A 24053-nucleotide genomic window follows, 5' to 3' on the forward strand; every position below is an offset into this window, starting at 1 on the left:
TATTGTCCGGCGGAACTAGAGTTCCTCTTCGCTGTAATACGTGTCTTCGGTGATCTCCACGGGCATGGTGATGATCATGTAGTTGGCGTCGTCCTTGCCCGTGATGCGGCAGGGCTCCGAAGAGCCGACGAAGGAGAAGGTCAGGGAGTCGGACACGAAGTGGCCCAGGATCTCCAGGATGACCTTGGTCGGCAGGGCGATCTTGGCCAGCTCGCCCTGGTACTGGCAGCCGATGAGCTCCGTGCCTTCGCCGATGTCCTGTCCCTGGCAGTAGAGGGACAGCTCCTCGGGGCCGAAGGCGAAGAACGTGGCCTTGTTGGCCTCGGTGTTGAAGACGAAGATGCGGTCCAGGGCGTCGGTCAGCTCGTGCCGGTCCACCGTGAGGTTGGAGGCGAAGCGGTCCTTGTACTGGTTGATGAAATTGCGGTAGTCGGCGAACACGTAGGCCTTGAGCGGCAGGCTGAAGGCCTCCTTGCGGTTGCCCGTGCGCAGGAAGAGGCGCTTGTCCGAGAGGCTGATCTCGATCTCGTCGTTGGTCAGCCACTTGCGGATTTCAAGCAGATACTTCTTGGAGATGAGGAAGCCGTCCCGGCCGAGCAGGCCCCGGATGTCGGCGTTGGTGAAGCGCAGCAGGCCGAACTGGTGGCCGTTCAGGCCGCAGATCTCCACGTCGTCGCCTTCCACGGGCGCGAACTTGATGCAGTTCATGCTCGTCAGGTCCTCGTCGTCGGCGATGCAGAAGGCGATGCGGTCGATGATCTCCTTGAAGAAGTCGCCGGACCACAGCACGGCGTTCTCGGCCGGGAACGGGTTGAAATCCTGGAACCAGGAGGACTCGTTGGCCGGCAGCTTGTATTTGCGGCGGCCCTGCTCGACGTGCAGATGCTTGGAGGTCGCGTCGAGCTTCATGGTGATCTCGCCGGGAGGCAGGCGGCGCATCAGTTCGCAGAACTTCTTGCCCTGCACGCCGACCAGGCCGCCGTCGCTGATGACGGCAGGATAGACGCCCACGAACTCGATGCTCGAATCCGTGGCCAGGATGGACAGGGTGTCACCCTCGGCCTTGAGCCAGACCGTGCGCAGATAGGCGGCTCCGGTCTTGGACGGGATGATGTTCGAGGCCTTGAGCAGCCCGTCGATGACGTCTTCCTTTCGCACTTTCAAAAACATCGCCGTCTCCTTGTGTCCTGATCAGGCAGGTGATTTTTCGTTCATGGCCAGACATTTTTCGGTCAGGGCCTGTAACATGGATTTTATGTTTTTATCATCTCTCTGTAATTGCTGAATTTTCCGGCAACTATAGAGGACAGTGGAATGATCGCGCCCGCCGAAGGCCCGGCCCAGCTCGGGAAAGGACAGGCCGAGGTGCTTGCGGCAGAGAAACATGGCCACCTGACGGGCGAAGACGAGCTCGTGCCTGCGCCCGGCCGAGAGGATTTCCTCGGCGGTGAGGTCGAACTGGGCGCAGACCGCGTCGATGATCTGCTCCACGCTGAGGGAGGTCACGGAGCGGTCGTCGAGGTAGTTGAGGATGTTGTCGAACTCCTCGTCGGAAATCTGGTCGTGCACCAGCTCGCGGTACGCCCAGAGCTTGAGCAGGCATCCTTCGAGGTTGCGCAGGTCCGGAAAGCGCTGGGCCAGCAGGAGGATGCGGTCCTTGGGCAGGTCCAGGCGGCGCTCCCGGCAGCGGGACTGGACGTACTGGGTGCGGATGTCCAGGTCCGGAATCTTGAGGGTCACGGTCAGCCCCCACTCAAGCCTTGACTTGAGTTTGGGCGTCAGGAACGCGAGCCCGGCCACCTTGCCGGAACACGCGAAGACCATCTGCTTGCGGTGCAGGTGGAAATGGTCGAACAGCGCCAGCAGCTCCCCCTGCAGATACGGGTAGCGCTCGATCTCCTGCAGGTCGTCCACGGCCAGGAAGTGCATGGACATCAGAAACTTGCGCGCGTCCGGCCGGGAGGAAAAGAGTTCGTGCAGGTCGTTGACTCCGGCCACGTGGATCCCGTCCCGGCCGTTCTCGCTCTTGGCGTTGGCGATGGCGCGCAGCAGGAAGGACTTGCCCGAACCGCTCTCGCCGCAGAGCACGAAGGGGTTGTAGGGCGCGTGGCTGCTCTGGGCCACCTCCTGGGCCGAAGCCAGGGGGAAGTAGTTCTTGGTGTTGACCAGAAAGTTGTCGAAAATGAACTCCGACCCGAAGGGTAGCTCCTCGGAGGCCGGACGCGCCTCGCGCACGATGCGGGAGCGGCTGCCGTCGCGGCACTCGTAGGCCAGGGCCAGGCCCGTGCCTTTCAGCGCGCTTTCAAAACGCTCCCGGGCGTGGCTCTCGAACCAGTCGGCGAAATACATGTGCGGGAAGCGCACCGTGAGAACGCCGCCTTCCACGCTCATGCCAAGAGACGAGCGCCACCTGCCCAGCTCTTCGGAGGAAAAGGCCCGCTCCAGGGCCGCATCGACCTGATCCCTGCTCAATTCAACTCCCAATTATCTTCGATCCGCCATGGCGGCCGGTTTACTCCGGCGTGCAATTCGGGCACAGTCACGCCCTGCGGACCGGCATCGGCCCGATATCATCTTCGGAGGACAAGCATGAGCGCCCAGCATACAGTCAGAACCATCGCCGAGATCAACGAGAAGATCCGGCAAGGAAAAGCCGTCGTCCTCAACGCCAGCGAAATGACCAGCCTAGTTCGCAAGGAAGGCAAGGTCAAGGCCGCCCGCAAGGTCGATGTCGTCACTACCGGCACCTTCTCCCCCATGTGCTCGTCGGGCCTTCTGTTCAACATCGGCCAGCAACCCCCGACCATCAAGACCGCCAAGGTCTGGCTCAACGGCGTGCCCTGCTACGCCGGCCTGGCCGCGGTGGACAGCTACGTCGGCGTCACCGAGCCCACCGAAGAGGACCCGCTGAACAAGGTCTACCCCGGACAGTTCAAGTACGGCGGCGGCCACGTCATCGAGGACCTGGTCAAGGGCAAGCGCGTGCATCTCAAGGCCGAGGCCTACGGCACGGACTGCTACCCGCGCAAGGCCATCGAGAAGAAGATCTCCCTGGCCGAGCTGCGCAACGCCATCCTGCTCAACCCCCGCAACTGCTACCAGAACTACAACTGTGCAATCAACCGCACGGGCAAGCTCAAATACACCTACATGGGCCCCCTCAAGTCCAACCTCGGCAATGCCAACTACGCCACAGCCGGAGAGCTGAGCCCGCTGCTGAACGACCCGTATTTCCGGACCATCGGCCTGGGTACGCGCATCTTCCTCGGCGGCGGCATCGGCTACGTCATCGGGGAGGGCACCCAGCACGTGGCCGAGCCCAAGCGGAACGAGCGCGGCGTCCCCATGAGCGCCTCGGGCACCCTCATGGTCAAGGGCGACCTCAAGGGCATGAACGCGCGCTACCTGCGCGGGGTGAGCATCGTCGGCTACGGCTGCTCCCTGGCCGTGGGCATGGGCATCCCCATCCCCATCCTGGACGAGGAAATGGCCTGGTTCACGGGCGTGGCCGACGAGGACATCCACGTGCCCGTGGTCGACTACGGCGAGGACTACCCCAACGGATACCCGTCCAAGTACGGGCACGTCACCTTCGCCGAACTGAAGAGCGGCGTCATCAGCGTGGAGGGCAAGGACGTGCCGACCACGCCCCTGACCAGCTACACCCTGTCCCTGGAGGTGGCCGAGGAGCTCAAGCGCTGGATCCTGGAAGGGCGCTTCCTGCTGACCGAGGCCCAGGAACCCATCCCTTCGAGGTAAGCCATGGCCGAGGCCGTCTATTTCTGGAACCTGCGCGCCTCGCGCAAGGCCCCCTTCGAGGCCAAGGTCAAGCGCATGCTCAAGCTCGCCGGCCTGGGGGCGGAGCTGCGTTCCGGGGATCTGACGGCCGTCAAGCTGCACTTCGGCGAAGGCGGGGGCACGGCCCATATCCGGCCCCTGCAGCTCACGCCCCTGCTGGCCTTCATCCGCAAGTGCGGGGCCAAACCCTTTCTGACGGACACCAACACCCTCTACGTGGGCCAGCGCGGCGAGTCCGTGTCCCACTGCCTGCAGGCCGCGGCCCACGGCTTCGACCCCAACGTCCTCGGCGCGCCGGTCGTCATCGCCGACGGGCTGAAAAGCGGCAACGAACGGGCCGTTCCCTGCCCGGGCAGACATTTCGACGCGGCCTACCTGGGTGGCGACATCGTGGACGCGGACATGCTGGTCACGGTCAGCCATTTCAAGGGCCACGAACTGGCCGGGTTCGGCGGGGCCATCAAGAACGTCGGCATGGGCTGCGCCACGCGCAGGGGCAAGATGCAGCAGCACTGCGGCCTGGGCCCCTCGGTCAAGCCAGACCACTGCACGGGCTGCGGCCAGTGCGTGGAGGTCTGCAGCCACGGCGCCCTGCGCCTGGACCTGAACGGCAAAATCTCCATCGACCGCGACAAGTGCGCGGGCTGCGCGGCCTGCTTCCTGGTCTGCCGCAGCGGCGGCCTGGAAGTGGACTGGCGGGTGGACGTGAACACGTTCCTGGAGCGCATGGCCGAGTACGCCGCCGCGGCCCTGCTCTCCCGCTCCCGCAGGACCTTCCACCTGAGCTTCATCCAGCAGGTCAGCCCGGGCTGCGACTGCATGGGCTTTTCCGACGCGCCCGTCTGCCCGGACCTGGGCCTGCTGGGGTCGTGGGACCCGGTGGCCCTGGACCAGGCCTGCCTGGACCTGGTCAACCAGGCCCAGCCCCTGCACCCGAGCGCCCTGCCCTCCGGCATCGCGCCCGGTGAGGACAAGTTCGCGGCCATCCACGGCCATGTGCGCGGGCAGTACCTGCTCGAGTACGCCCAGAGCCTTGGCCTCGGATCGCGGGAGTACGCGCTGCAGCCGGTATGAACCGTGAAATCGGGCTCGAAAGAGGCTGGACAAATGCGGCAAGGCTATTATATGTGCCCTTGCTTCGCGCCAGAAGAAATTTCACCCCATTGGAGGATTGCATAATGGCCCACAAGAAAATCGAACGCATGAAAGAGATCGCCCGCCGCCGCAAGCGCCGCGCCGAGCGCATCAAGGAACGCATCAAGGAAGCCAAGGCCGCTGCTGCCAAGAAGTAGGCTCTGTCGTCTTTGAGGAGGTAACCATGCCCATCTACGAATACTGCTGTGAAGACTGTCGCCAGATTTTCGAGGAATGGCAGAAGGATTTCCAGGACAGGGAAAAAATCTGTCCGGTCTGCGGGGGCACTGCCCAGAGGCTTATCTCCAACACCTCCTTCGTCCTGAAGGGAGGCGGCTGGTACGCGTCCGGATACAGCAAGGAGTCCGGCGGGAACGGGAGCAAAAGCTCCACGCCCTCAACATCCGCGGACACATCCTCTTCGGCGTCCTGATCAAGGCAGCTTAGGCTGCCTTTTTCATTTTCGGCCCCGTCCACGGCGGGGCCCGAACATCAACCACACCCCACCATCATGATCGATCGCTATACACGGAAGGAAATGGGCGAGATCTGGACCCTGGAACGCAAATTCCGGGTCTGGCTCGAAGTCGAGCTGGCCATCTGCGAAGGCTGGCACGCCATGGGCGTCATCCCGGCCGAGGACATGGCCGTCATCCGCGAGAAGGCCGACTTCGAGCTGGACCGCATCCTGGAGTTGGAGGAGACGACCAAGCACGACGTCATCGCCTTCCTCACGGCCGTGGAGGAGAAGGTCGGGCCCTCGTCGCGCTACATCCACCTCGGCTGCACGTCCTCGGACATCGTGGACACGGCCAACGCCGTGCTCCTGACCCGCGCCGGCCGGATCATCCTGGCCGACCTGGACCGGCTCCTGGGCACCATCGCGAAGATGGCCGAGACCCACAAGGGGCAGCTGTGCATGGGCCGCACCCACGGCATCCACGCCGAGCCCACCAGCTTCGGCCTGAAGATGGCCGTGTACCACGCCGAGTTCCAGCGCCATCGCGAACGCTGGGAAGCCGCCCTGGAGAACATCCGCTACGGCAAGATCTCCGGCGCCGTGGGCACCTACGCCCAGCTGGAGCCAGAGCTCGAAAGGCGCGCTCTGGACATCCTGGGCCTGAATGTGGATCCCATCTCGACCCAGGTCATCCAGCGCGACCGCTACGCCCAGTACTTCACGGCCCTGGCGCTCATCGCCGGCGGCGTCGAACGCCTGTGCGTGGAACTGCGGCACCTGCAGCGCACCGAGGTGCTGGAGGTAGAGGAGGGCTTCGGCAAGGGCCAGAAGGGTTCCTCGGCCATGCCCCACAAGAAGAACCCCATCTCGGCCGAGAACCTGACGGGCCTCTCGCGCCTGGTGCGCACCAACGCCCTGGCCGCCATGGAGAACATGGCCCTGTGGCACGAACGCGACATCAGCCATTCGTCGGTGGAGCGCGTCATCATGCCCGACTCGACCATCATGGTGAATTATATGCTGAACCGCCTAAGCGGCGTTCTGGCCAACCTGCGCATCATCCCCGAGAACATGCAGCGCAACCTCATGGGCTCCTACGGCCTCTTCTTCTCCCAGCGCGTGCTCCTGGCCCTGGTGGAGACGGGCCTGGAACGCCAGAAGGCCTACGAGATGGTGCAGGCCGTGGCCATGCGCTGCTGGCAGGAGCGGACCTCCTTCGAGGAGGCTGTGCGCGGAAACGCCGACATCACGGCCCGTCTCGACGCCGCGCGACTGGACCAGGCCTTCGATCTGAACTACTATCTGCGGCACGAACAGACCGTGTTCGACCGCGTCTTCAAATAGGTGATACACCATGCTTGAATTGAAAAAACGACTGGCCCGCCTGCTCATCGAGAAGTCCTACCTCGAGGGCGACTTCACCCTGACCTCGGGCCAGAAGAGCGACTACTACTTCGACTGCAAGCACACGGCCCTGCACCCCGAGGGCGCGTGGCTCATCGGCAAGTTCTTCCTGGACATGATCCGCGCCAAGGGCGGCGTCCAGGGCGTGGGCGGCATGACGCTGGGCGCCGACCCGCTGGTCTCGGCCGTGACCGTGGTCTCGCACCTGGAAGGCTACCCCCTGCCCGGGTTCATAATCCGCAAGCAGCCCAAGGGCCACGGCACCAACCAGTATCTTGAGGGCCTCAAGAACTTCACGCCGGGCATGAACGTCTGCCTGCTGGAGGACGTCATCACCACCGGCGGGACGCTCCTGAAGGCCGTGGACCGCGTGCGCGAGCAGGGCCTCAATATCGTGGCCATCATGGGCGTCCTGGACCGCGAACAGGGCGGCCGGGAGAACATCGAGAAGGCCGGGTTCCAGCTGCAGACCATCTTCACCCGCCGGGAACTCGTCGAAACCGCGAAACTGTAGGGAGGCCCCGGCCTCCCTTTTTCCTGCCATGGTCACCCGCTTCCTTCAGCTCACGGTCCTGGTCCTCGCACTGGCCGCCACCTGCGCCTTCGCCGAAGGCTGGGTGCCGACCCTCGCCCCGCGCACGAACCTGCCGCCCCAGTTCATGGCCGTGGACATGGGCCGCCAGCGCGCCTTTCTGCTGCAGAGCCAGGGCGGGGCCCTGCGCACGCTGCAAAGCATGTCCTGCACCACGGGCATGCGCGGCGGGGGCAAGCTTCTCGAGGGCGACCGCAAGACGCCCGAAGGCGTCTACTTCCTGCAGGGCAAGGCCACCGGCGGGCTCGATTTCGACCGCTTCGGCAACACCGCCTACCCCCTCAACTACCCCAACCCCGCGGACCGGGTCCTCGGCAAGACAGGCGACGGGATCATGATCCACGGCCGGGGCCGAACCTTCGGCCCGCGCCAGACCCTCGGGTGCGTGGTCCTGGAAAACGACGTCGTGGACCGGCTGGACCGGCACGTACGCATCAACGCCAGCCCCGTGGTCATCGCCGACGGGGTGAAGTGGGGCGAGACGGCAAAATTCGGCCCCCCGCCCGAGATCGTCATGGGCACCAAGGGCTGGGTCAAGGCCAGGGAGCGGCGCGAAGGGGCGTTTTTCGAGATCTACGATCCCGAGCGCTTCGAAAAGTCCGCAGGCATGAGCTTCGACCAGTTCAAGCGCAAAACCCTGCAGGAATTCTCCCGCTCCCCCTGGGTCGACATCCGCATGCAGGATCTGCAGGTGCTGGAAGGGCCGGGCTACATGGTCTCGGCCTTCGCCCAGCGCACCTATCCCCAGGGCGAGGAGGGCTGGCGGCGGCTGTACTGGATGCGCAAGGTCGAGCTGTGGAAGATCGTCGGCGAGGAGTGGGTGCCCCAGAACCTGGGCCCGCGGCCGGATTACGCCTCTCTGGCCGGCCGCGAGATCCGCGAGCGCCTGCGTGAATGCGCCGACGCCTGGGACAGGGGGGATCTGAAATCCCTCGTCCAAGCCTACGACCGCACGGCCAGCCGCGACAGGGACCAGGGACGCGACGCCATCGCCACGGCCCTGGACAAGGAACGCGGCAAACCGAACCCCTTCCGCGCCGAACCTTCCGTGCGCGTCACGAAGGACGGCGTCGAGGCGGTCCTGCGGCCGGCGGGCGGACAGCCACGGACCTTCCTCTTCCTTCCCGGCAACTTCGAGTCCTGGGTCATCGCCAGGGAACACACCGCTTCCTGACATGGCCTTCGTCAACCTGCCCCTGCGCTACCTGGACGAGCACCCCGCCTATCTGGAACTCTTCCTCTCGCGGCGCCTGAACCCCGAACTCGGCTTCGACGCCCGTGCCCTGGACTCCACGAGCCCGGCCCGGCATGCCGAAAACGCCCGGATGTTCCACGACGCAGGCCTGACCTGCGCCGTACACCTGCCCTTCTTCGACCTGCATCCCGGCAGCCTCGACCCGCTGGTGCGGCGGGCCGCCACCGAACGCCTGCTGCACGCTCTCGACGCGGCGCAGGTCTACGAGCCAGCCCACCTCATCGCCCACCTGGACTACAATCACCTGACGTACGCCGCGTTCCAGGAGCAGTGGCTGGAGAACTCCCTGTCCACCTGGACGACGGTCCTGGAACATGCCTGCGCGCCCCTTTTCCTGGAGAACGTGTTCGAGGCGGACCCGCAGTGGCATGTCCGGGTGCTCTCGGCCCTGCCGGGTGTCGTCCGGGCCTGCCTGGACCTGGGACACTGGCACAGCTTCGCCCGCGGCGGCGAGCGCGGCAACTTGGACGAATGGCTCACGGCCCTGGACCCGTTTCTCGGCCACCTGCACCTGCACGACAACGACGGCAGCGCGGACCAGCACCTGGGCCTGGGACAGGGCGCCGTTCCATGGGACAGGCTCTGGGATTTCCTGGCAAAACGAAAGGCCCCGGTCACCGTCACCTTCGAACCGCATACGAAGGATGATTTCCTGGCGACCGAGGCCTACCTGGCCCGAAATCCCGGACGCTGCCCGGCCTAGAAGTTTCCGCCCTCCTGGGCCGGCCAGACGCCCTTGTATCCGCGGCACAGGAAAAGCGTGAAGGTCTGGCCGAGACGGCTGCCCTGGGCGGTGGTCACCACCCTGGGCTCGTCCACGCTCTCGAAGAGTTCGAGGACCCGCTCCGCAACCTTCCCCTTTTCCCCCTTGACCACGAAAACAGCATTCTGGGCAGCCGGGTCCGGAGCCGGCCAGAAATCGTACTGGTTCATCTTGCGGCCGCCGGCCAGGCAAAAGGCCCGCCTCTGTCCCGGCACGTAGAAGGACAGCTCAGCCGTGACTCCGTATTCGCTGCCGAAGACGAACGCCGCATCGGACCCGCCCAGTTCCTGCCGCGCCTCGTCGACCTTCTGCCCCAGTTCCTGCCAGCCGCGCAGCCGGTGCACGGGGTTCTTCTCCCCGTCAAAGGGGATTAATGCCTGCATGTGAAGGACGGCGAAAACGACAACGCCGAGCGCGGGCCAGGCGAAACGCCACCTGGGCCGCGGCTCGCGGTGGACAAAGCGCTCCAGGGCCATGGCCGCCAGCAGGATGCCGGCAGGGTAGGCCGTGGCCGACCAGTTGGCCTCGACCTTGGCGTGTAGGCTCCAGAAGAGGAAAAAGAGCCACACGGGCCAGAAGAAGACCGTCAGGATGATGGCCATGGGACGCGGCAGCCAGGGGAAAACCGGCTCGGCCTGCCTCCGCAGGAGCTGGCGGCCGACCAGCCAGGCCCCGATGAAGAGAAAGGCGAACCACCACGGCGTGACCACGCCCAGCTGGCTGCCCAGGTATTCGGGAAAATTCTTCAGCTCGAAAAAGACCTTGGCCTTTTCCCCGGCCATGGCTCCCCGGTAGAGGACATGCTTGATCCCGGCCCAGTCGTGGGTGGCGTTCCAGACCAGGATGGGCAGCAGCCCGGCCGCGCCGCCGATGCCGAGGGACTTCAGCAGCCGCGGCCAGAACAGGGCCGGCAGGTCCTGTCCCCGGCCGATCCAGAAGGACGCAGCCATTGCCAACGGAATGAAAAGCAGCATGGTGTACTTGGCCGCGATGCCCAACGCCAGGAAAAGCCCCATGAGAATGAAAAGGGGGAGGCTCCCTTTGTCCACGGCCAGGCTCAGGCAGATCATGCCCAGAATCCAGCAGGCCAGCAGCGGGTTGTCCGTGGTCATGAGCAGCCCCCCGGCCATGAAGAGCAGGGTCGTGTTCAAGACCACGAGGGTCCAGAAGGCCGTACGGATGCGCCGCAGCCATATCCCGATCCAGCCCAGCACGGCCAGCTGCATGAGGACCGCGCCGACCATGGCCCCGGCGCGAACGCCCAGTTCCGTGGCACCGAGAAAAAACGTACTCAGGGCGTTTATGAAGGCGATGAGCGGCCCCTTGGAGTAGTAGGACCACTGCAGGGTCCGGCTCCAGTCCCAGTACTGGGCCTCGTCGGGCGAGAGGCCCAGCTGTCCCGAGGTTACGAACCAGTACCTGACCCAGGTGGTCAGGGCGATGAGGGCGAGGCTTGCGCCCCAGTACAGGGCGCTTGATTGGCGTTCGTTCATGAAGCCCCCTCCTTGGCGGGAGCGGTGGTGATGATGTCGTTGATCGTTCCGGCCAAGGCAGGGGAAACCTGAAAATCCCCGGTCCAGGGCGGAAGGGCGAAATAGGCGTGTCCCGGCCAGGACAGGAAGGCGGCATGGAGCATGAGCCCCCCGCCGCGGCCGTATTTGGGGTCGCCGACGATGGCGTGGCCACGGTCGGACAGATGCACCCTGATCTGGTGGGTGCGGCCGGTGCCGAGCACCACCAGCACCAGACTGCGGCCCGCTGCGAGGCTGACGGGATGGACATGGGACACGGCCCGCCGCCCCTGCCCGGAAACGACTTTCTCGCCCCCGGCGGTGGCGGCCTTGGCCAGGTCCGAGACGATGGTCGTCCAGCCCCGGTCCGGCCAGGCCCCTTCGACCCAGCACAGGTAGGCCTTGGTCGTGCCGGGCCAGGCCTCGTGCATGGCGCGCAGGAAATCGTGGGTCTTGGCGCAGAGCAGCAACCCCGAGGTGTCGCGGTCCAGGCGGTGGACTGGGACCGGGGTGAAGATCTGTCCGGGAAAGCGGACCTTGAGCCGGTCGTGGACCGAGTCCGTCCAGCCCGTGCCGGCGTGGACCGGCAGGTTTGATGGTTTGTTGACCACGAGCATGTCCGCGCCCTCGTGCACGATGTCGAGGTCCGTGCGGGCCGGACCGGCCTCCTCGCGCAGTTCGACGGTAACGGGCGGGATGCGCACCTTCTGCCCCGCGGACACCCGGTCGAAGGGCTTGCAGCGGCGGCCGTCGATGCGCACCTGGCCGGTGCGCACAAGGCGCATGACGAGACCGGCCGGGAGATGCCCCAGCCGCGCCTGCAGGAAGGTCGTGAGCTTGCGGCCGTTCTCCTCCGCCCCGACCTCCACAATCTGAACCGCCGTCCTGACCGGTTGCATGGGCCCTCCGCTTTGACAGGCCCTTTCTTGATGGCTACACGGGCTCTTGTCAAATGGCCCAGGCACAACCCCTATGAAAAACACCACCCGCTCCTTCCGTCTGGCATGCGCCGAGGATCAGATCCCGGACGTCGAAGCCCTGCTTCGGGCCGAAGGGTTCGGCTTCGAACCCGAGCCGTTCTTTTCCCTGGCCCGGACCCTGACCGCCGAGCCCATGCCCCTGGGCCGCAGCATCGCGGCGCGCTTCGGCTACATCTACATCCAGGACAAGTCCTCCATGCTCCCGCCCCTGGCCCTGGCGCCCCGCCCCGGCGACCGGGTGCTGGACATGTGCGCGAGCCCCGGCAGCAAGACCGGCATCCTGTCCCGCATGGTGGGGCCGACCGGGCTCGTCCTGGCCAACGAGCCCAGCCCCGACCGCCTGGCCACCCTGCGCGTGAACATGCGCCACCTGGGATGCCTGAACGTGGTCACCTGCAAATACGAGGGACAGGACCTGCCGCTCGTTCCCGGCTCCTGGCCCCTCATCCTGCTCGACGCCCCGTGCAGCGGCTGGGGCACGGTCGAAAAGAACCCCAAGGCCGCGCAGATGTGGGCCGGAGAGAAGACCGCGCCCCTGGAGGAACTCCAGCGCGAACTGCTGACCAAGGCGGCCGAGCTGCTGGCCCCGGGCGGAAGGCTCCTCTACTCGACCTGCACCACCAACGTCCGCGAGAACGAGGACCAGGTCCGCTTCGCCACGGAACATCTGGGGCTCGCACCGTCTCCGCTGCCCGAATTTGCGTCCTTCAGCTTCGCCCCGTCCCTGCCGGGCTGCCTGCTCGTGGACGGCGAGGGCAGCGCCGCCCAGGGCTTCTTCCTGGCCGGACTGACCAAACCGGGCACGCAAGGGGATATGGAGAAGTCGGAAGGCCGGGAGCTTCCGGGCGACACGATCACGAGACAGCAATTTTTCGCGCGCACCGGGCTGGACACGAGCTGGCTACCGGAGCACAGTTTCCTTTGCGTCGGCGGCCGCGTCTACCTCATTTTCGAACAGGCCAGGAAGCTGCCCGGCGAACTGCGCTGGCAGGGATTCGCCGTGGGCAAGACGGCCGGGGATTCCGTCCTGGCCGACGCCACGCTGCGCATGTTCGTTCCGCCCGTGCCCGACGGAAACAGCCTGGTGCTGGAAAACGTGCGGGACATCGGCGCCCTGCTTTCCGGGCAGAGCCTGGCCTGGAAGGGCGAGGCCCGACGCAGGGCCTTCTATTACCGGGGCCTGCCCCTGGGGTTTCTGACGGTCAAGGGCAATCGGTGCCTGTGGTCGGATCGCTAACGCATGAGGAGAACGACATGATCGGATACCTGCGCAAGGCCGCGCGGCTCTTCCACCCCGAATCCAAGAGGACCATCATCCTGCCGCTGGACCACGGCCTGTCCGAAGGCAACATCCCGGGCCTGGAAGACCTCGGCAGCCTCCTGCGCGGTCTGCAGCATCTGCCCCTGCAGGGGGTGGTCCTGCACAAGGGCATGGTCATGGCCACGGCCGGGGAGATCCGCCTGGATCAGTCCCTCATCGTGCACCTTTCGGCCGGCACGCGGCACGGCCTGCCGTCCTACAACAAGGCCCTGGTCTGTTCCGTGCCCGAGGCTCTGCGCCTTGGCGCGGACATGGTCTCCATGCACATCAACATCGGCAACGACCTCGAGGACCGCATGCTCTCGGACCTCGGCGCCTGCGTGGAGGAGGCCCACCAGCTGGGCCTGCCCCTTCTGGCCATGATCTACGCCCGCGGCGGCCAGATCGTGAACGAGAACGACCCGACCCTGGTGGCCCACAGCATCCGCATCGGCGCCGAGCTCGGGGCCGACGTCATCAAGGTGCCGTCCTGCGGCAGCCACCCGAGCTTCGCCCGGGCCGTGGCCACCTGCCCCGTTCCCGTGGTCATCAGCGGCGGCCCGCGCAACGGCGATTTCCGCCATTTCCTGCGCAACGTGCGCGAGGCCCTTGACTCCGGCGTGTCCGGCGTGTGCATCGGCCGCAACATATTCCAGCAGGAAAACCCGGCCAAGGCCCTCGAAGAGGTCTGCACCCTGGTTCACGGAAAATAACTACCCGAAAAAAATGACAAATGGCCGGGCTGCACGCATGCAGTCCGGCCATTTCGTTTGCGGGCTCTTTCTTCAGACCGTCGGTTCCGTTTCCCAGGCCATGAGGGGGGTCTGGGCCGGCGGCGCGGTCAGGTCGATGCGCACGGCCGTGACCGCGCCCATCCAGGGGAAGACGGAGACGCTGTTCAGGAGCCTGATGACGGGCAGAGCATTCCAGGTGCAGGACGGCCCCAGCAGGATGGATCTGGCCTCCATGGCTCCGGGGGAGATACTCTGCTGGATCAGGGCCCGCATTTCCGGCCAGGTGAACCAGCGCGCCCTGGCCAGAGTCGAATGCCGCTTTCCCAGACGCACCGAACACCCGTAGAGCGACCATTTGTTCAGGAACGTGACGAGGATGCCCTTGCGGGCCACTCGCGCAGCCTCCTGCAGGACGAGAACGGGGTCGTCCACGAATTCGAGCACGGTCATGACCGAGGCGTAGTCGAACTCGCGGTCCTCGAAGGGCAGATGCTCCGCGCTGCCCAGGTGCAGGTCTGCCCTGTTCCCGATCTTTTGCCTCGCGCTGGCCAGCATGTCCGGGCTCAGGTCGATGGCCGTCAGGTCGAACCCGCAGGACCAGAAGAACTCGAGGAACGTGCCGGTGCCGCAGCCGATGTCCAGCAGCTTCTGCTTGCGCCGGGGCCAGTGGGCGATGACGCCCTGCAGCAGCCTTTGCTCCTGCCGCAGGGCGAAGCTCCCGCAGGGACTCTTTGCCCACTGGTCATAGCGGGCCGCGGTCTGGGCGTCCCAACCCATCAGATCTTCGTCACCGCGCCCTTGGCAGCCGACGAGGCCATGCGGCTGTAACGGCGCAGGATGGATGACGTGATTTCCTTGGGGTAGGGCTTCCAGTCCTTGCGGCGCCGCTCGAGTTCGGCCTCGTCCACGAGGAGTTCGAGCTTGCGGGCCGGGATGTCGATGCTGATGCGGTCCCCTTCCCTGACCAGGCCGATGACGCCGCCCTCGGCCGCCTCGGGGCTGATGTGCCCGATGGCCGCGCCGCGCGTACCGCCGCTGAAGCGGCCGTCGGTCAGCAGGGCCACCTCGCCGCCAAGGCCCAAGCCGGAAATGGCCGAGGTGGGGGTGAGCATCTCGCGCATGCCCGGGCCGCCCACGGGGCCCTCGTTGCGGATGACGACCACGTCGCCGGCCACGATCCTGCCGCCCAGGATGGCCTCCACTGCCTCCTCCTCGCCCTCGAAGACCCTGGCCGTACCCGTGCGGCGCATCATCTCGGGAGCCACGGCCGACTGCTTGACCACGGCCCCGTCCATGGCCAGGTTGCCCTTCAGGATGGCGATGCCGCCTTCCACGGAATACGGGTCGGCCACGGTGCGGACCACTTCGGGCCGAGAAATGCGGGGCTTCAGGGCTTCCAGGTTTTCACCCAGAGTCCGTCCGGTCACGGTCATGACGTCAAGCGCCAGGCGACCGCTGCCGGCCAGCTCGTTCATGACCGCGGGGATGCCGCCGGCCTCGTGCAGGTCGGCGATATGGTGCGGTCCGGCCGGGGACAGGCGGCAGAGGTTCGGGGTGCTGCGGCTGATGCGGTCGAAAATGTCCAGCGTCAGGTCCAGCTCGGCCTCGCGGAAGATGGCGGGCAGGTGCAGGACAGTGTTGGTCGAGCAGCCCAGGGCCATGTCCACGGTCACGCCGTTGGCCACGCTCTTCTCGGTCACGATGTCACGCGGCCGGATATTCTTCTCGACCAGCGTCATGACCTGCATGCCGGCGTCCTTGGCCAGGCGGATGCGCGCGCTGGTCGGGGCCGGGATGGTGCCGTTGCCTGGCAGGGCCAGGCCCAGGGCCTCGGACAGACAGTTCATGGAGTTGGCCGTGAACATGCCGGCGCAGGAACCGCAGCCGGGACAGGCGCACTCTTCCATGCGCTCCAGATCCTCCTCGGTCATGCCGCCGCTTCTGACCTTGCCCACGCCCTCGAAGACCGTGATGAGATCAACTGTTTTCCCCTCGAATTTGCCGGGCAGCATGGGCCCGCCGCTGATCATGATGGACGGGATGTTCAGGCGCAGCATGGCCATGAGCATGCCGGGCACGATCTTGTCGCAGTTGGGGATGAAAACCAGGCCGTCGAAGGGCACGGCCGTGGCCGATATCTCGATGGAATCGGCGATGAGCTCGCGGCTGGGCAGGCTCATCTTCATGCCCTCGTGGTTCATGGCCAGACCGTCGCACACGCCGATGGTCGGGAACTCCATGGGCGTGCCGCCGGCCATGCGCACGCCGTCTTTGACCGCTCGGGCGATGATGTCCAGGTGCATGTGGCCGGGCACGATCTCGTTGGCCGAGTTGACCACGCCGATGAGGGGACGGCGCATCTCCTCGCGGGTCATGCCCAGGGCGAAGAGCAGGGAGCGATGGGGGGCCTTTTCCAATCCTTTCGTCATCTTATGGCTACGATTCATATGATCCTCGATTGTCTAGTTGCGAAGGGCGACGAGGGAGCTCAGGACTCCGACGGTCGCCAGGGTTGCGACGATGACCAGGCAGTGCAGGGGGGGCAGGAAGGAAATGGTCATCCACAGGGGCGGGACGTTGAACATCTCCTCGATGCCGTTGTGCAGAAGTTTGAGCAGTCCCAGGGCCAGGCCGGCTCCGAGAAACCCCTGGAAAGCCCCGCCCACCAGCAGCGGAAACTGGATGTACGCGCGGCTTGCGCCCACGAAGCGCAGGATCTCCAGTTCCTCGCGCCGGGCCAGCAGGGCCAGCTTGATGGTGTTGCCGACCACTAATGCGACCACGACCAGCAGAAAGCCCGTCACCGGCCAGAAGGCCATCCGCGTCAGCCCCACCCACGAGGTCAGCAAATCCACCTGCAGGGGGTTGAAGGAGACCTTCTCCACCTTGGGAAGGGCCCGAAGCCGCTCGACCATGGCCGCGGCCCACTTCTTGCCGTCCTCGGCGGGAAGCTCGCATTCCACCAGGGCCGTGGGCGGCAGGGGGCTTCTGCCCTTCATCCACTCCATGTCGGCGCTGTTCTGGAAGGATTCGGCCAGCACGCCCAGGGCCTGGTCCGGCGTGAAGGTGCGCACGTTGACGACGCCCTCCATGGACGAAAGGCCCGCCCACACCTCACGGACCTCCTCGGTCGTGGTCTGGGGCTGCCAGTAGACCTGAAACTGGACGTTTCCTTGCCTGGCGCCGATCTGCAGGTCGAGATTGTGCACGAGCATGAGAAAGGCCCCGCCCAGAAAGGACACCAGGGTAATGGCCGCGATGGTCATGCACAGGGACCAGGGCGCACGGAACAGATCCCGGACGCCCTGGCCCAGCAAGTGGAAAAAGACGCTCATAGGCCGCCTCCCGTTTCCACGCAGCCCTCGTGCATGACGCCGTCGTGCAGGGTCACGACGCGCGCGCCGGACATGCGCTCCATGATCTCGCGGTTGTGGGTGGCGATCATGATCGAGGTGCCGAATTTGTGGAACTGCTGGAAAATGTCCATCATGCGCATGGACAGCTCGTAATCGAGGTTGCCCGTGGGTTCGTCGGCCAGAAGGAGCTTGGGTTTGACGACCACGGCCCGGGCCACGGCCACGCGCTGCTGCTCTCCGCCCGAGAGCTCCTCGCACGGGGACATGGCCTTGTGGTCGAGATGAAGGCTCCTGAGTACCGCGCGCACGCGCTTCTCGATGATGTGCCGGGGAATGCCTCGGACCTTCAGGGGCAGGGCCACGTTGGCGAAGACCGTCTGGTTGGTCAGGATCTTGAAATCCTGGAAGACAACGCTCACGTCGCGGCGCAGCAGGTGCTTGCGCCGTTCGGGCAGGGTATTGAGGTCATACCCGGCCACGTCGACCTTGCCGCGCTGCACGGGCAGGGCGCCGTGCAGGATGCGCATGAACGTCGTCTTGCCCGCGCCCGAAGGCCCGCACAGGAAAACGAATTCCCCCTGCTTCATGCAGAAATTGACATCCTTCAGGGCCAGCTGCTTGCCGAAGGTGTAGGACAGCTTGGATATGGTGATCATAACCCCCTCTTCGGGCCGATGGTCTCAGTCGGCCTCGCGAGTGTGCGCTTTGTTGATCTGCTCGTAAAGGAGTCTGGCCTTCTCGAACCCCGGATCGTTGCCCAGGGCGCGGGCCAACAGCTCCTTGGCCTTGGCGAGCTGCTTGCGGTTCACATAGGCCACGGCCGCGTTGTAGAGAATTTTCGGGTTGTCGGGTTCCTTGGCCAGGGCCGTGCGGTAGATCTCCACCGCCCGGGCCAGTTCCCCCTTGCGCCGATAGGCCACGGCCATGTTGTTCAGGGTATCGCAGGTCAGGGATGAAAAGATGTACGCCCCGAAATCGCGCTGGACCTCGTCGACCATGTCCAGATCCACGTAGGCGTTCCAGATGTCCTGTTTGATCTGGTCGTTCTTGCGGTCGATGTTCAGGGCCGTCATGAAGCTTTTCCTGGCCTCGTGGAGATCTTCGCGACGCAGATGGATGGTCCCACGCAGCACGTGGTTTCCGGCATTGTTGGGGCTGATGGAGATGGCCCGCTCCGCCGCTCCCAAAGCCTGGTCCCATTTCCCCATCCTGGACTGCAGGATGACGAGGGTTTCCCAGGCCTTGGTGAAAAGGGGGTTGGAGGACAGGATTGCACATGCTTCCTTCTCGGCAGCTTCGAACTCCGAAATGTTCATCAGCAGATGAACCCGTTCCAGACGGATTCGCGGGTAATTGTCGGGATGCAGGCTTTCGAAGCGGCGCAGAAGGTCGTCGGCCTGGTCGCATTTCCCGGATGCGCACAAGGTTTTCACTTCCGCCTTGAGCAGCTCGAAATCCCGCTCGAAGGTGCTTCCGAACACCGCTTCGAGGGCCTCAGACAGGGCCTTGATGGTCACCGGCTTGACCAGATAGGCCGAAGCCCCTCCCTCGGAGGCCAGGGCGATGTCCTGCATCTCGTACTTGGAGGTCAGGAATATGAAGGGAACGTGCCTGGCCCCCTCCATGGAACGCACGGCCTGCAGCAGCGAAATCCCGTTCATCTTGGGCATGTTCCAGTCCGAGATGATCAGTCCGGGAATCTCCCTCGAGACGTGTTCGAGGGCCGCCGCACCGTTCTCGGCCTCCAGGAATCTGGAAAAGCCCAGGGCCCGCAAGATATGGATCACCGTCTCGCGCGCGGAAAGAATGTCCTCCGCCACCAGCACGGTCATGTTCTTATCCATGTTCGTTTCCGTCCGGACCATCCGGAATGAAGAGAATGACGCAGAATCTGCTGCCCTTGGGCAAGGCGTCCTCGACCCAGATCCTGCCCTGAAACATGTTCACGATCTTGCGGCAGACGAAGAGCCCGATCCCCGTGCCCTTGATGCCGCTCTCCACGGATCTCTCCGTGCGCACGAACTTTTCGAACACGGCTTCCTTGTAGCGGTCCTCGATGCCATCGCCGTTGTCCTCAACCCAGAATTTGAGGACCGTGCGGGTCGGGTCCTCGGTGCGGCGCGATTCCCAGCTGTCCATGCCGAGGCGGATCCGGCCGTTCTCCGGGGTGTACTTGACGGCGTTGGAGACGAGATTCTGCACCAGATGTCCCAGAAGCATCCTGTCGCCTAGAACCCGCACGTCGAGGGCGCATTCGTTCTCGATGACAATGCCCTTGTCCCTGGCCAGGGGGGCTATCTCATCGAGCTGGCTTGCGACCAGGGGGAGAAAGGACACCGGCGCGGGGCTGAAACCCCGCTCGTGCAGCTCGTCGACGCGGGCCACATGCAGAAACTCGTCGATCATCTCCAGAAGCTTTGAGGCGCCCTTGAAGGCCGTCTCGATGATGGGCTTCTGGGACTCGCTGGGGCCCAGATAGGTCAGCAGGTCCATGTTGGAGATGACGGCCGAGAGGGGGCTCTTGAAGTCGTGCACCACCATCTGGACCAGCTCGGCCCGCTCGGTGGATGCCATGATCAGCTCCCGCTGCTTGATCTCCAGCTCCTGGGCCAGATCCCGGTACCGCTCCTTCTCCTTTTCGAGCCTGTCCAGAGCGATGAGGTAGTCGATGAGCGGCGTGACCCAGCCGGCGTATTCCAGAAGCAGTCCAAGGTCGGCCTGTGAAAAGGCGCCGCCACCTTCCTTGTCGGAGACGTTGATGACCCCGATGACGCTCCCCTGCTCCGACAGGAGAGGCACGGACATGAGGGAGGCCGTGCGGTAGGCGGCGCTGCGGCAGCAGAAGCGCCCGTCCGCCGCGATGTCCGTGATGAGCAGGGGCTCCTTGAAGGTGCAGACGTAGCCGGAGACGCAGCGGGGAGACAGGGGCTGGCAGAGCCCCACGATCTCCTGCCTGGTCGCGGCCACGACCCTGAGCTCCTGCCTGTCCTCGTCGAACAGCATGACCGAGGCCTGGGAACTGCCGAGGCGCTCCTGGATGAGCACGCCCCCAAGGCGCAGTTTCTCGGCCGGACTCTTGGACCTGCAGGCCAGGATGCCCATCATCCGGCGCAGGAACAGGCCAAGGTCCGGCTCGATCCCGTTAGTCAGAGGCATGACCCGTCAACCGCACTTGGTGAACCCGCAGGAGGGACAGACGAAGCACCCTTCCTGGAACACGAGCTCCGTCGAACACTCCGGGCACTCGGTCTTGGACAGGGAATTGCCGAAGCTCCTGCCCGCACCGCTCTGCATGTATCTGTTTTCCAGCACCCAGGACACCGCGTCGGGGATGGAAAGGAGCATGCCCTTTTTCTGGAAGACCGGGTGTTCGCCGCCGATGCCCTTGAGCTGCTTGACGATCTCGCTGACGTGCACGCCCGAGCGCAGGGCCAGGGACACGAGGCGGCCGATGGCCTCAGCCTTGGCCGTGATGGACCGCCCGGACCGGCCGATGGTGGCGAAGACCTCGAAGGGCTTGCCGTCGATCTCGTTGACCGTCAGGTAGAGCTCCCCGAGACCCGTGCGGACCTTCTGGGTGAATCCGAAGACGATATCCGGCCGGTCCATGGGCCGCGTCTCTTCCTCGGCCTTCTTGCCGTCCTTGCCCCCCTCGCCCGTACACAGCACCTGCACGCTCTTGCACCCGTCCCGGTAGACGGTCACGCCCTTGCAGCCCTCCTCGTAGGCCATCCAGTAGATCTTGTAGATGTCCTCCTGGGTGGCGGAGTTGGGCAGGTTGACGGTCTTGGACACGGCGTTGTCCGTGTGCTTCTGGAAGGCGGCCTGCATCTTCAGGTGCCAGACGGGGTCGATGTCCATGGCCGTGACGAAGACCTTGCGCAGGTCGTCGGGCAGAAATTCCATGCCGCGCACCGTGCCCTTCTCGACGACTTCGGCCATGACCTTTTCGGAATAGCAGCCGGCGTCGTGCAGGGCCTGCACGAAAAAGCCGTTGGCCTCTGTCAGCTTCTCGCCGTCCATGACCTGGCGAACGAAGCACAGGGCGAAAAGCGGTTCGACGCCCGAGGAACACCCGGCGATGATGGACAGCGTGCCCGTGGGCGCGATGGTCGTGGTCGTGGCGTTGCGGTAGGGCCCGAGATTCTGGTCGCTGTAGACCGACGTCTCGAATGCCGGGAAGGGGCCGCGCTCCTTGGCCAGCTGGGTCGAGGCGGACTTGGATTCACGCTGCAGAAACTCCATGAGCTTCTCGGCCAGGACGATGGCCCGGCGACTGCTGTAGGGCAGGCGCAGCTGGTAGAGCATGTCGGCCCAGCCCATGACGCCCAGTCCGATCTTGCGGTTGCGGCGCACGGTCTGGGTGATGCGCTCCAGAGGGTACTCCGAGGCGTCGATGACGTTGTCCAGGAACCGCACGCTCAGGTGGATGACCTCGCGCAGCCTGTCCCAATCGACCTCCTTGACGCCGTCCTTGTCCACCACGAAGCGGGCCAGGTTGATGGAGCCCAGGTTGCAGGCCTCGTAGGGCAGCAGGGGCTGCTCGCCGCAGGGGTTGGTGCTCTCGATCTCGCCCTGGTCGGGGTTGGGGTTGTCGCGGTTGATGCGGTCGATGAAGATGATGCCGGGGTCCCCGCTCTCCCAGGCCTTGCGCACCAGAAGCTCGAAGACCTCGCGGGCCTTGAGGCGCTCGATGACCTCCTGCGTGTGCGGGGCGACGAGGGCGTACTCCTCGTCCTTTTCCACGGCCTGCATGAACTTCTCGGTCAGGGCCACGGACAGGTTGAAGTTGTTGAGGTCGCCCTCGCGCTCCTTGGCCCGGATGAACTCGAGTATGTCTGGGTGGTCGACGCGCAGGATGCCCATGTTGGCGCCGCGCCGCGTGCCGCCCTGTTTGACCTGTTCCGTGGCCGTGTTGAAGATCTTCAGAAACGAGATGGGCCCCGAGGCCACGCCGCCCGTGGAGCCGACGCGGCTGTCCTTGGGACGCAGGCGGCTGAAGGAAAACCCCGTGCCGCCGCCGGACTTGTGGATCAGGGCGGCGTGCTTCACCGCGTCGAAGATCTCGTCCATGGAGTCGCCGACCGGAAGCACGAAGCAGGCGGCCAGCTGCCCGAGATCCGTGCCGGCGTTCATGAGCGTGGGGGAATTGGGCAGGAAGTCGTAGTCGGTCATGAGCCTGTAGAAGGTCCGAGCGAGATCCTCGACCTTCCACGTGGAGTCCGCATACGCTGATTCCATGGACGCGATGCTGGCGGCAACCCTCCAGAACATCTGCTTGGGGGTTTCGATGGGACTGCCGTCCAGGCCCTTTTTCTGGTAGCGCTTCCTGAGCACCAGTTCGGAGTTGGCGTTGAGGGTCACCTCGGGCAGATCCGCCGGCATTTTCATAAGGTCCATGGATACCTCACTTTCCTTGAAATTGTATGAGACATATTGAAATTATTGGCTCTTCTTGATCCGTGTCTCTGTACTGGAGATGGCCGAAGACTTCAACGTTGTGAAAAGGGGGACGGCTCGGCCTTCCTCTCTTCCTCTAAAAAAATGAGAAAAGAATTTGTTGGTATTATTAGGCGGCGTCGAATGTGAATAATTAACTCAATATTATGAAATAATGATTGTTTTTTGAAGCCCCAACGGTTCCGAACAAAGTTCCCCGCCGTGTTCGAGTCAGACTTCACACTGGCGAAGGAACAAGGGAAAATGTTTGGAACAATCTTTTCCACAAGTGTTCCTTCGCCATCTTACATTCTGAAATAATTGAGTTTACTCGTCCTCTTCAACCAGTTCATCGAGGTATCGGCCGTAGTCGTTCTTGGAGAACTTCTCGGCCAGGGCCTTCAGGTGTGCGCTATCGATGAAGCCTTTCCTGAAGGCTATCTCCTCGATGCAGGCGATCTTGAAGCCCTGACGTTCCTGGATGGCCTGCACGAAGCTGCCAGCCTGCTGCAGGGATTCGTGGGTCCCGGCGTCGAGCCAGGCGTAGCCGCGTCCGAGGAGCTCCACCTGCAGGGTGCCGCGGCGCAGGTACTCGAGGTTGACGTCCGTGATCTCGAGCTCGCCGCGTGGCGAGGGACGCAGGGCCTTGGCGATGGCCACGACGTCGTTGTCGTAGAAATAGATGCCCGGTACGGCGAACTTGGATTTGGGTCTGGCCGGCTTTTCCTCGATGCTGACGACCTTGCCGGCGTCGTCGAATTCCACCACCCCGTAGCGCTGGGGATCCCTGACCGGATAGCCGAAGACGATGCCGCCCTTGTCCAGGCCCACGCAGTTTTCGAGCACCGTCGACAGGCCTTCGCCGTGGATGATGTTGTCGCCCAGGACGAGGCAGACGCTGTCCTGGCCGATGAATTCCTCGCCGAGGATGAAGGCTTGGGCCAGGCCGTCGGGCGAGGGCTGCACGATGTAGGTGAAGCGCACGCCGATCTGGCTGCCGTCGCCGAGCAGGTCGCGGAAGCGCGGCAGGTCGTGGGGGGTGGAGATGATCAGGATATCCCTGATGCCCGCCAGCAGCAGGATGGAGAGGGGATAGTAGATCATGGGCTTGTCGTAGACGGGCAAAAGCTGCTTGCTGGTGCCCAGCGTCAGTGGGTAGAGGCGCGTGCCGGATCCTCCGGCCAGAATGATTCCTTTCATGGGGTATCCTTTCCTGTTGATTTCAGGGACAAACTGTACGCGGGAAGAGGTTTGCGGACAAGTGGCTGAGGCTTTGCGGTAATGACAATGGCGCTTGCCTTTGGTAGCGATAGGCGTCGACTCTGAA

At 64.5% G+C, this 24053-nt stretch carries 21 protein-coding genes; 9 read left to right on the forward strand and 12 right to left on the reverse strand.

What is annotated here, in order from left to right:
- Positions 1 to 15 precede the first annotated feature (15 nt).
- Complete coding sequence (gene dnaN, locus ACZ5AC_RS15575) at positions 16 to 1170, reverse strand: DNA polymerase III subunit beta (RefSeq protein WP_464248486.1); 1155 nt, start codon at positions 1168 to 1170, stop codon at positions 16 to 18.
- Positions 1171 to 1191: 21 nt separating this feature from the next.
- On the reverse strand, positions 1192 to 2472 hold the full coding sequence (locus tag ACZ5AC_RS15580) for a DnaA/Hda family protein (protein WP_464248487.1): 1281 nt from the start codon (positions 2470 to 2472) through the stop codon (positions 1192 to 1194).
- Positions 2473 to 2589: 117 nt separating this feature from the next.
- Between ACZ5AC_RS15580 and ACZ5AC_RS15585 the strand changes: the two genes are divergently transcribed.
- From ACZ5AC_RS15585 to ACZ5AC_RS15615, 7 genes are all read left to right on the forward strand, one after another.
- Positions 2590 to 3759 (forward strand): homocysteine biosynthesis protein, encoded by a 1170-nt coding sequence (locus ACZ5AC_RS15585; protein WP_464248488.1) that lies wholly within the window; start codon positions 2590 to 2592, stop codon positions 3757 to 3759.
- A gap of 3 nt (positions 3760 to 3762) precedes the next feature.
- A complete protein-coding gene (locus ACZ5AC_RS15590) occupies positions 3763 to 4872 on the forward strand; it encodes a DUF362 domain-containing protein (protein WP_464248489.1) in 1110 nt (369 codons plus the stop codon).
- 244 nt (positions 4873 to 5116) lie between these two features.
- Entirely contained in the window at positions 5117 to 5365 is a 249-nt protein-coding gene (locus tag ACZ5AC_RS15595; RefSeq protein WP_464248490.1) for an FmdB family zinc ribbon protein, read from the forward strand.
- Positions 5366 to 5443: 78 nt separating this feature from the next.
- On the forward strand, positions 5444 to 6736 hold the full coding sequence (gene purB, locus ACZ5AC_RS15600; RefSeq protein WP_464248491.1) for an adenylosuccinate lyase: 1293 nt from the start codon (positions 5444 to 5446) through the stop codon (positions 6734 to 6736).
- A 10-nt stretch (positions 6737 to 6746) separates the two neighbouring features.
- On the forward strand, positions 6747 to 7310 hold the full coding sequence (gene pyrE / locus ACZ5AC_RS15605; protein ID WP_464248492.1) for an orotate phosphoribosyltransferase: 564 nt from the start codon (positions 6747 to 6749) through the stop codon (positions 7308 to 7310).
- Positions 7311 to 7338: 28 nt separating this feature from the next.
- Positions 7339 to 8562, forward strand: a complete 1224-nt coding sequence (locus ACZ5AC_RS15610) for a L,D-transpeptidase family protein (protein ID WP_464248493.1) — start codon at positions 7339 to 7341, stop codon at positions 8560 to 8562.
- A gap of 1 nt (position 8563) precedes the next feature.
- On the forward strand, positions 8564 to 9346 hold the full coding sequence (locus tag ACZ5AC_RS15615; protein WP_464248494.1) for a sugar phosphate isomerase/epimerase family protein: 783 nt from the start codon (positions 8564 to 8566) through the stop codon (positions 9344 to 9346).
- Here ACZ5AC_RS15615 and ACZ5AC_RS15620 read toward each other — a convergent pair.
- Together ACZ5AC_RS15620 and ACZ5AC_RS15625 are read right to left on the reverse strand one after the other, a co-directional pair.
- Positions 9343 to 10899: an ArnT family glycosyltransferase gene (locus tag ACZ5AC_RS15620; RefSeq protein ID WP_464248495.1), complete on the reverse strand. Its 1557-nt coding sequence runs from the start codon at positions 10897 to 10899 to the stop codon at positions 9343 to 9345. The genes ACZ5AC_RS15615 and ACZ5AC_RS15620 overlap by 4 nt on opposite strands.
- Positions 10896 to 11816 (reverse strand): RluA family pseudouridine synthase, encoded by a 921-nt coding sequence (locus tag ACZ5AC_RS15625; RefSeq protein ID WP_464248496.1) that lies wholly within the window; start codon positions 11814 to 11816, stop codon positions 10896 to 10898. The genes ACZ5AC_RS15620 and ACZ5AC_RS15625 overlap by 4 nt, the downstream gene beginning before the upstream one ends.
- A 73-nt stretch (positions 11817 to 11889) precedes the next feature.
- On the opposite strand from ACZ5AC_RS15625, the gene ACZ5AC_RS15630 reads away from it, so the two are divergent.
- The gene (locus tag ACZ5AC_RS15630) at positions 11890 to 13134 is read left to right on the forward strand and encodes an NOL1/NOP2/SUN domain family protein (protein WP_464248497.1); all 1245 of its coding nucleotides are present in this window, start codon (positions 11890 to 11892) and stop codon (positions 13132 to 13134) included.
- Between the two features lie 17 nt (positions 13135 to 13151).
- Positions 13152 to 13910 (forward strand): class I fructose-bisphosphate aldolase, encoded by a 759-nt coding sequence (locus ACZ5AC_RS15635; protein WP_464248498.1) that lies wholly within the window; start codon positions 13152 to 13154, stop codon positions 13908 to 13910.
- Between the two features lie 72 nt (positions 13911 to 13982).
- Here the strand turns inward: ACZ5AC_RS15635 and ACZ5AC_RS15640 are convergent, their stop codons facing one another.
- The 8 genes from ACZ5AC_RS15640 to rfbA all read right to left on the reverse strand — a co-directional run bounded on the left by ACZ5AC_RS15640 (position 13983) and on the right by rfbA (position 23926).
- Entirely contained in the window at positions 13983 to 14708 is a 726-nt protein-coding gene (locus ACZ5AC_RS15640; protein ID WP_464248499.1) for a class I SAM-dependent methyltransferase, read from the reverse strand.
- Entirely contained in the window at positions 14708 to 16378 is a 1671-nt protein-coding gene (gene ilvD, locus ACZ5AC_RS15645; RefSeq protein WP_464248500.1) for a dihydroxy-acid dehydratase, read from the reverse strand. Before ilvD ends, ACZ5AC_RS15640 begins: the two co-directional genes overlap by 1 nt.
- Positions 16379 to 16393: 15 nt before the next feature.
- Positions 16394 to 17266 (reverse strand): cell division protein FtsX, encoded by an 873-nt coding sequence (locus ACZ5AC_RS15650; protein ID WP_464248501.1) that lies wholly within the window; start codon positions 17264 to 17266, stop codon positions 16394 to 16396.
- Complete coding sequence (gene ftsE, locus ACZ5AC_RS15655) at positions 17263 to 17943, reverse strand: cell division ATP-binding protein FtsE (RefSeq protein WP_464248502.1); 681 nt, start codon at positions 17941 to 17943, stop codon at positions 17263 to 17265. Before ftsE ends, ACZ5AC_RS15650 begins: the two co-directional genes overlap by 4 nt.
- Before the next feature lie 24 nt (positions 17944 to 17967).
- Positions 17968 to 19131 carry a response regulator gene (locus tag ACZ5AC_RS15660; protein ID WP_464248503.1) on the reverse strand — a complete coding sequence of 388 codons (1164 nt, stop codon included), beginning with the start codon at positions 19129 to 19131 and terminating at the stop codon, positions 17968 to 17970.
- Positions 19124 to 20443: a GAF domain-containing sensor histidine kinase gene (locus ACZ5AC_RS15665; RefSeq protein ID WP_464248504.1), complete on the reverse strand. Its 1320-nt coding sequence runs from the start codon at positions 20441 to 20443 to the stop codon at positions 19124 to 19126. Before ACZ5AC_RS15665 ends, ACZ5AC_RS15660 begins: the two co-directional genes overlap by 8 nt.
- Before the next feature lie 6 nt (positions 20444 to 20449).
- Complete coding sequence (locus tag ACZ5AC_RS15670) at positions 20450 to 22687, reverse strand: vitamin B12-dependent ribonucleotide reductase (RefSeq protein WP_464248505.1); 2238 nt, start codon at positions 22685 to 22687, stop codon at positions 20450 to 20452.
- Between the two features lie 366 nt (positions 22688 to 23053).
- On the reverse strand, positions 23054 to 23926 hold the full coding sequence (gene rfbA / locus ACZ5AC_RS15675) for a glucose-1-phosphate thymidylyltransferase RfbA (protein ID WP_464248506.1): 873 nt from the start codon (positions 23924 to 23926) through the stop codon (positions 23054 to 23056).
- Between the last annotated feature and the right edge of the window lie 127 nt (positions 23927 to 24053).

It is taken from the genome of Desulfomicrobium aestuarii, from assembly GCF_055385525.1.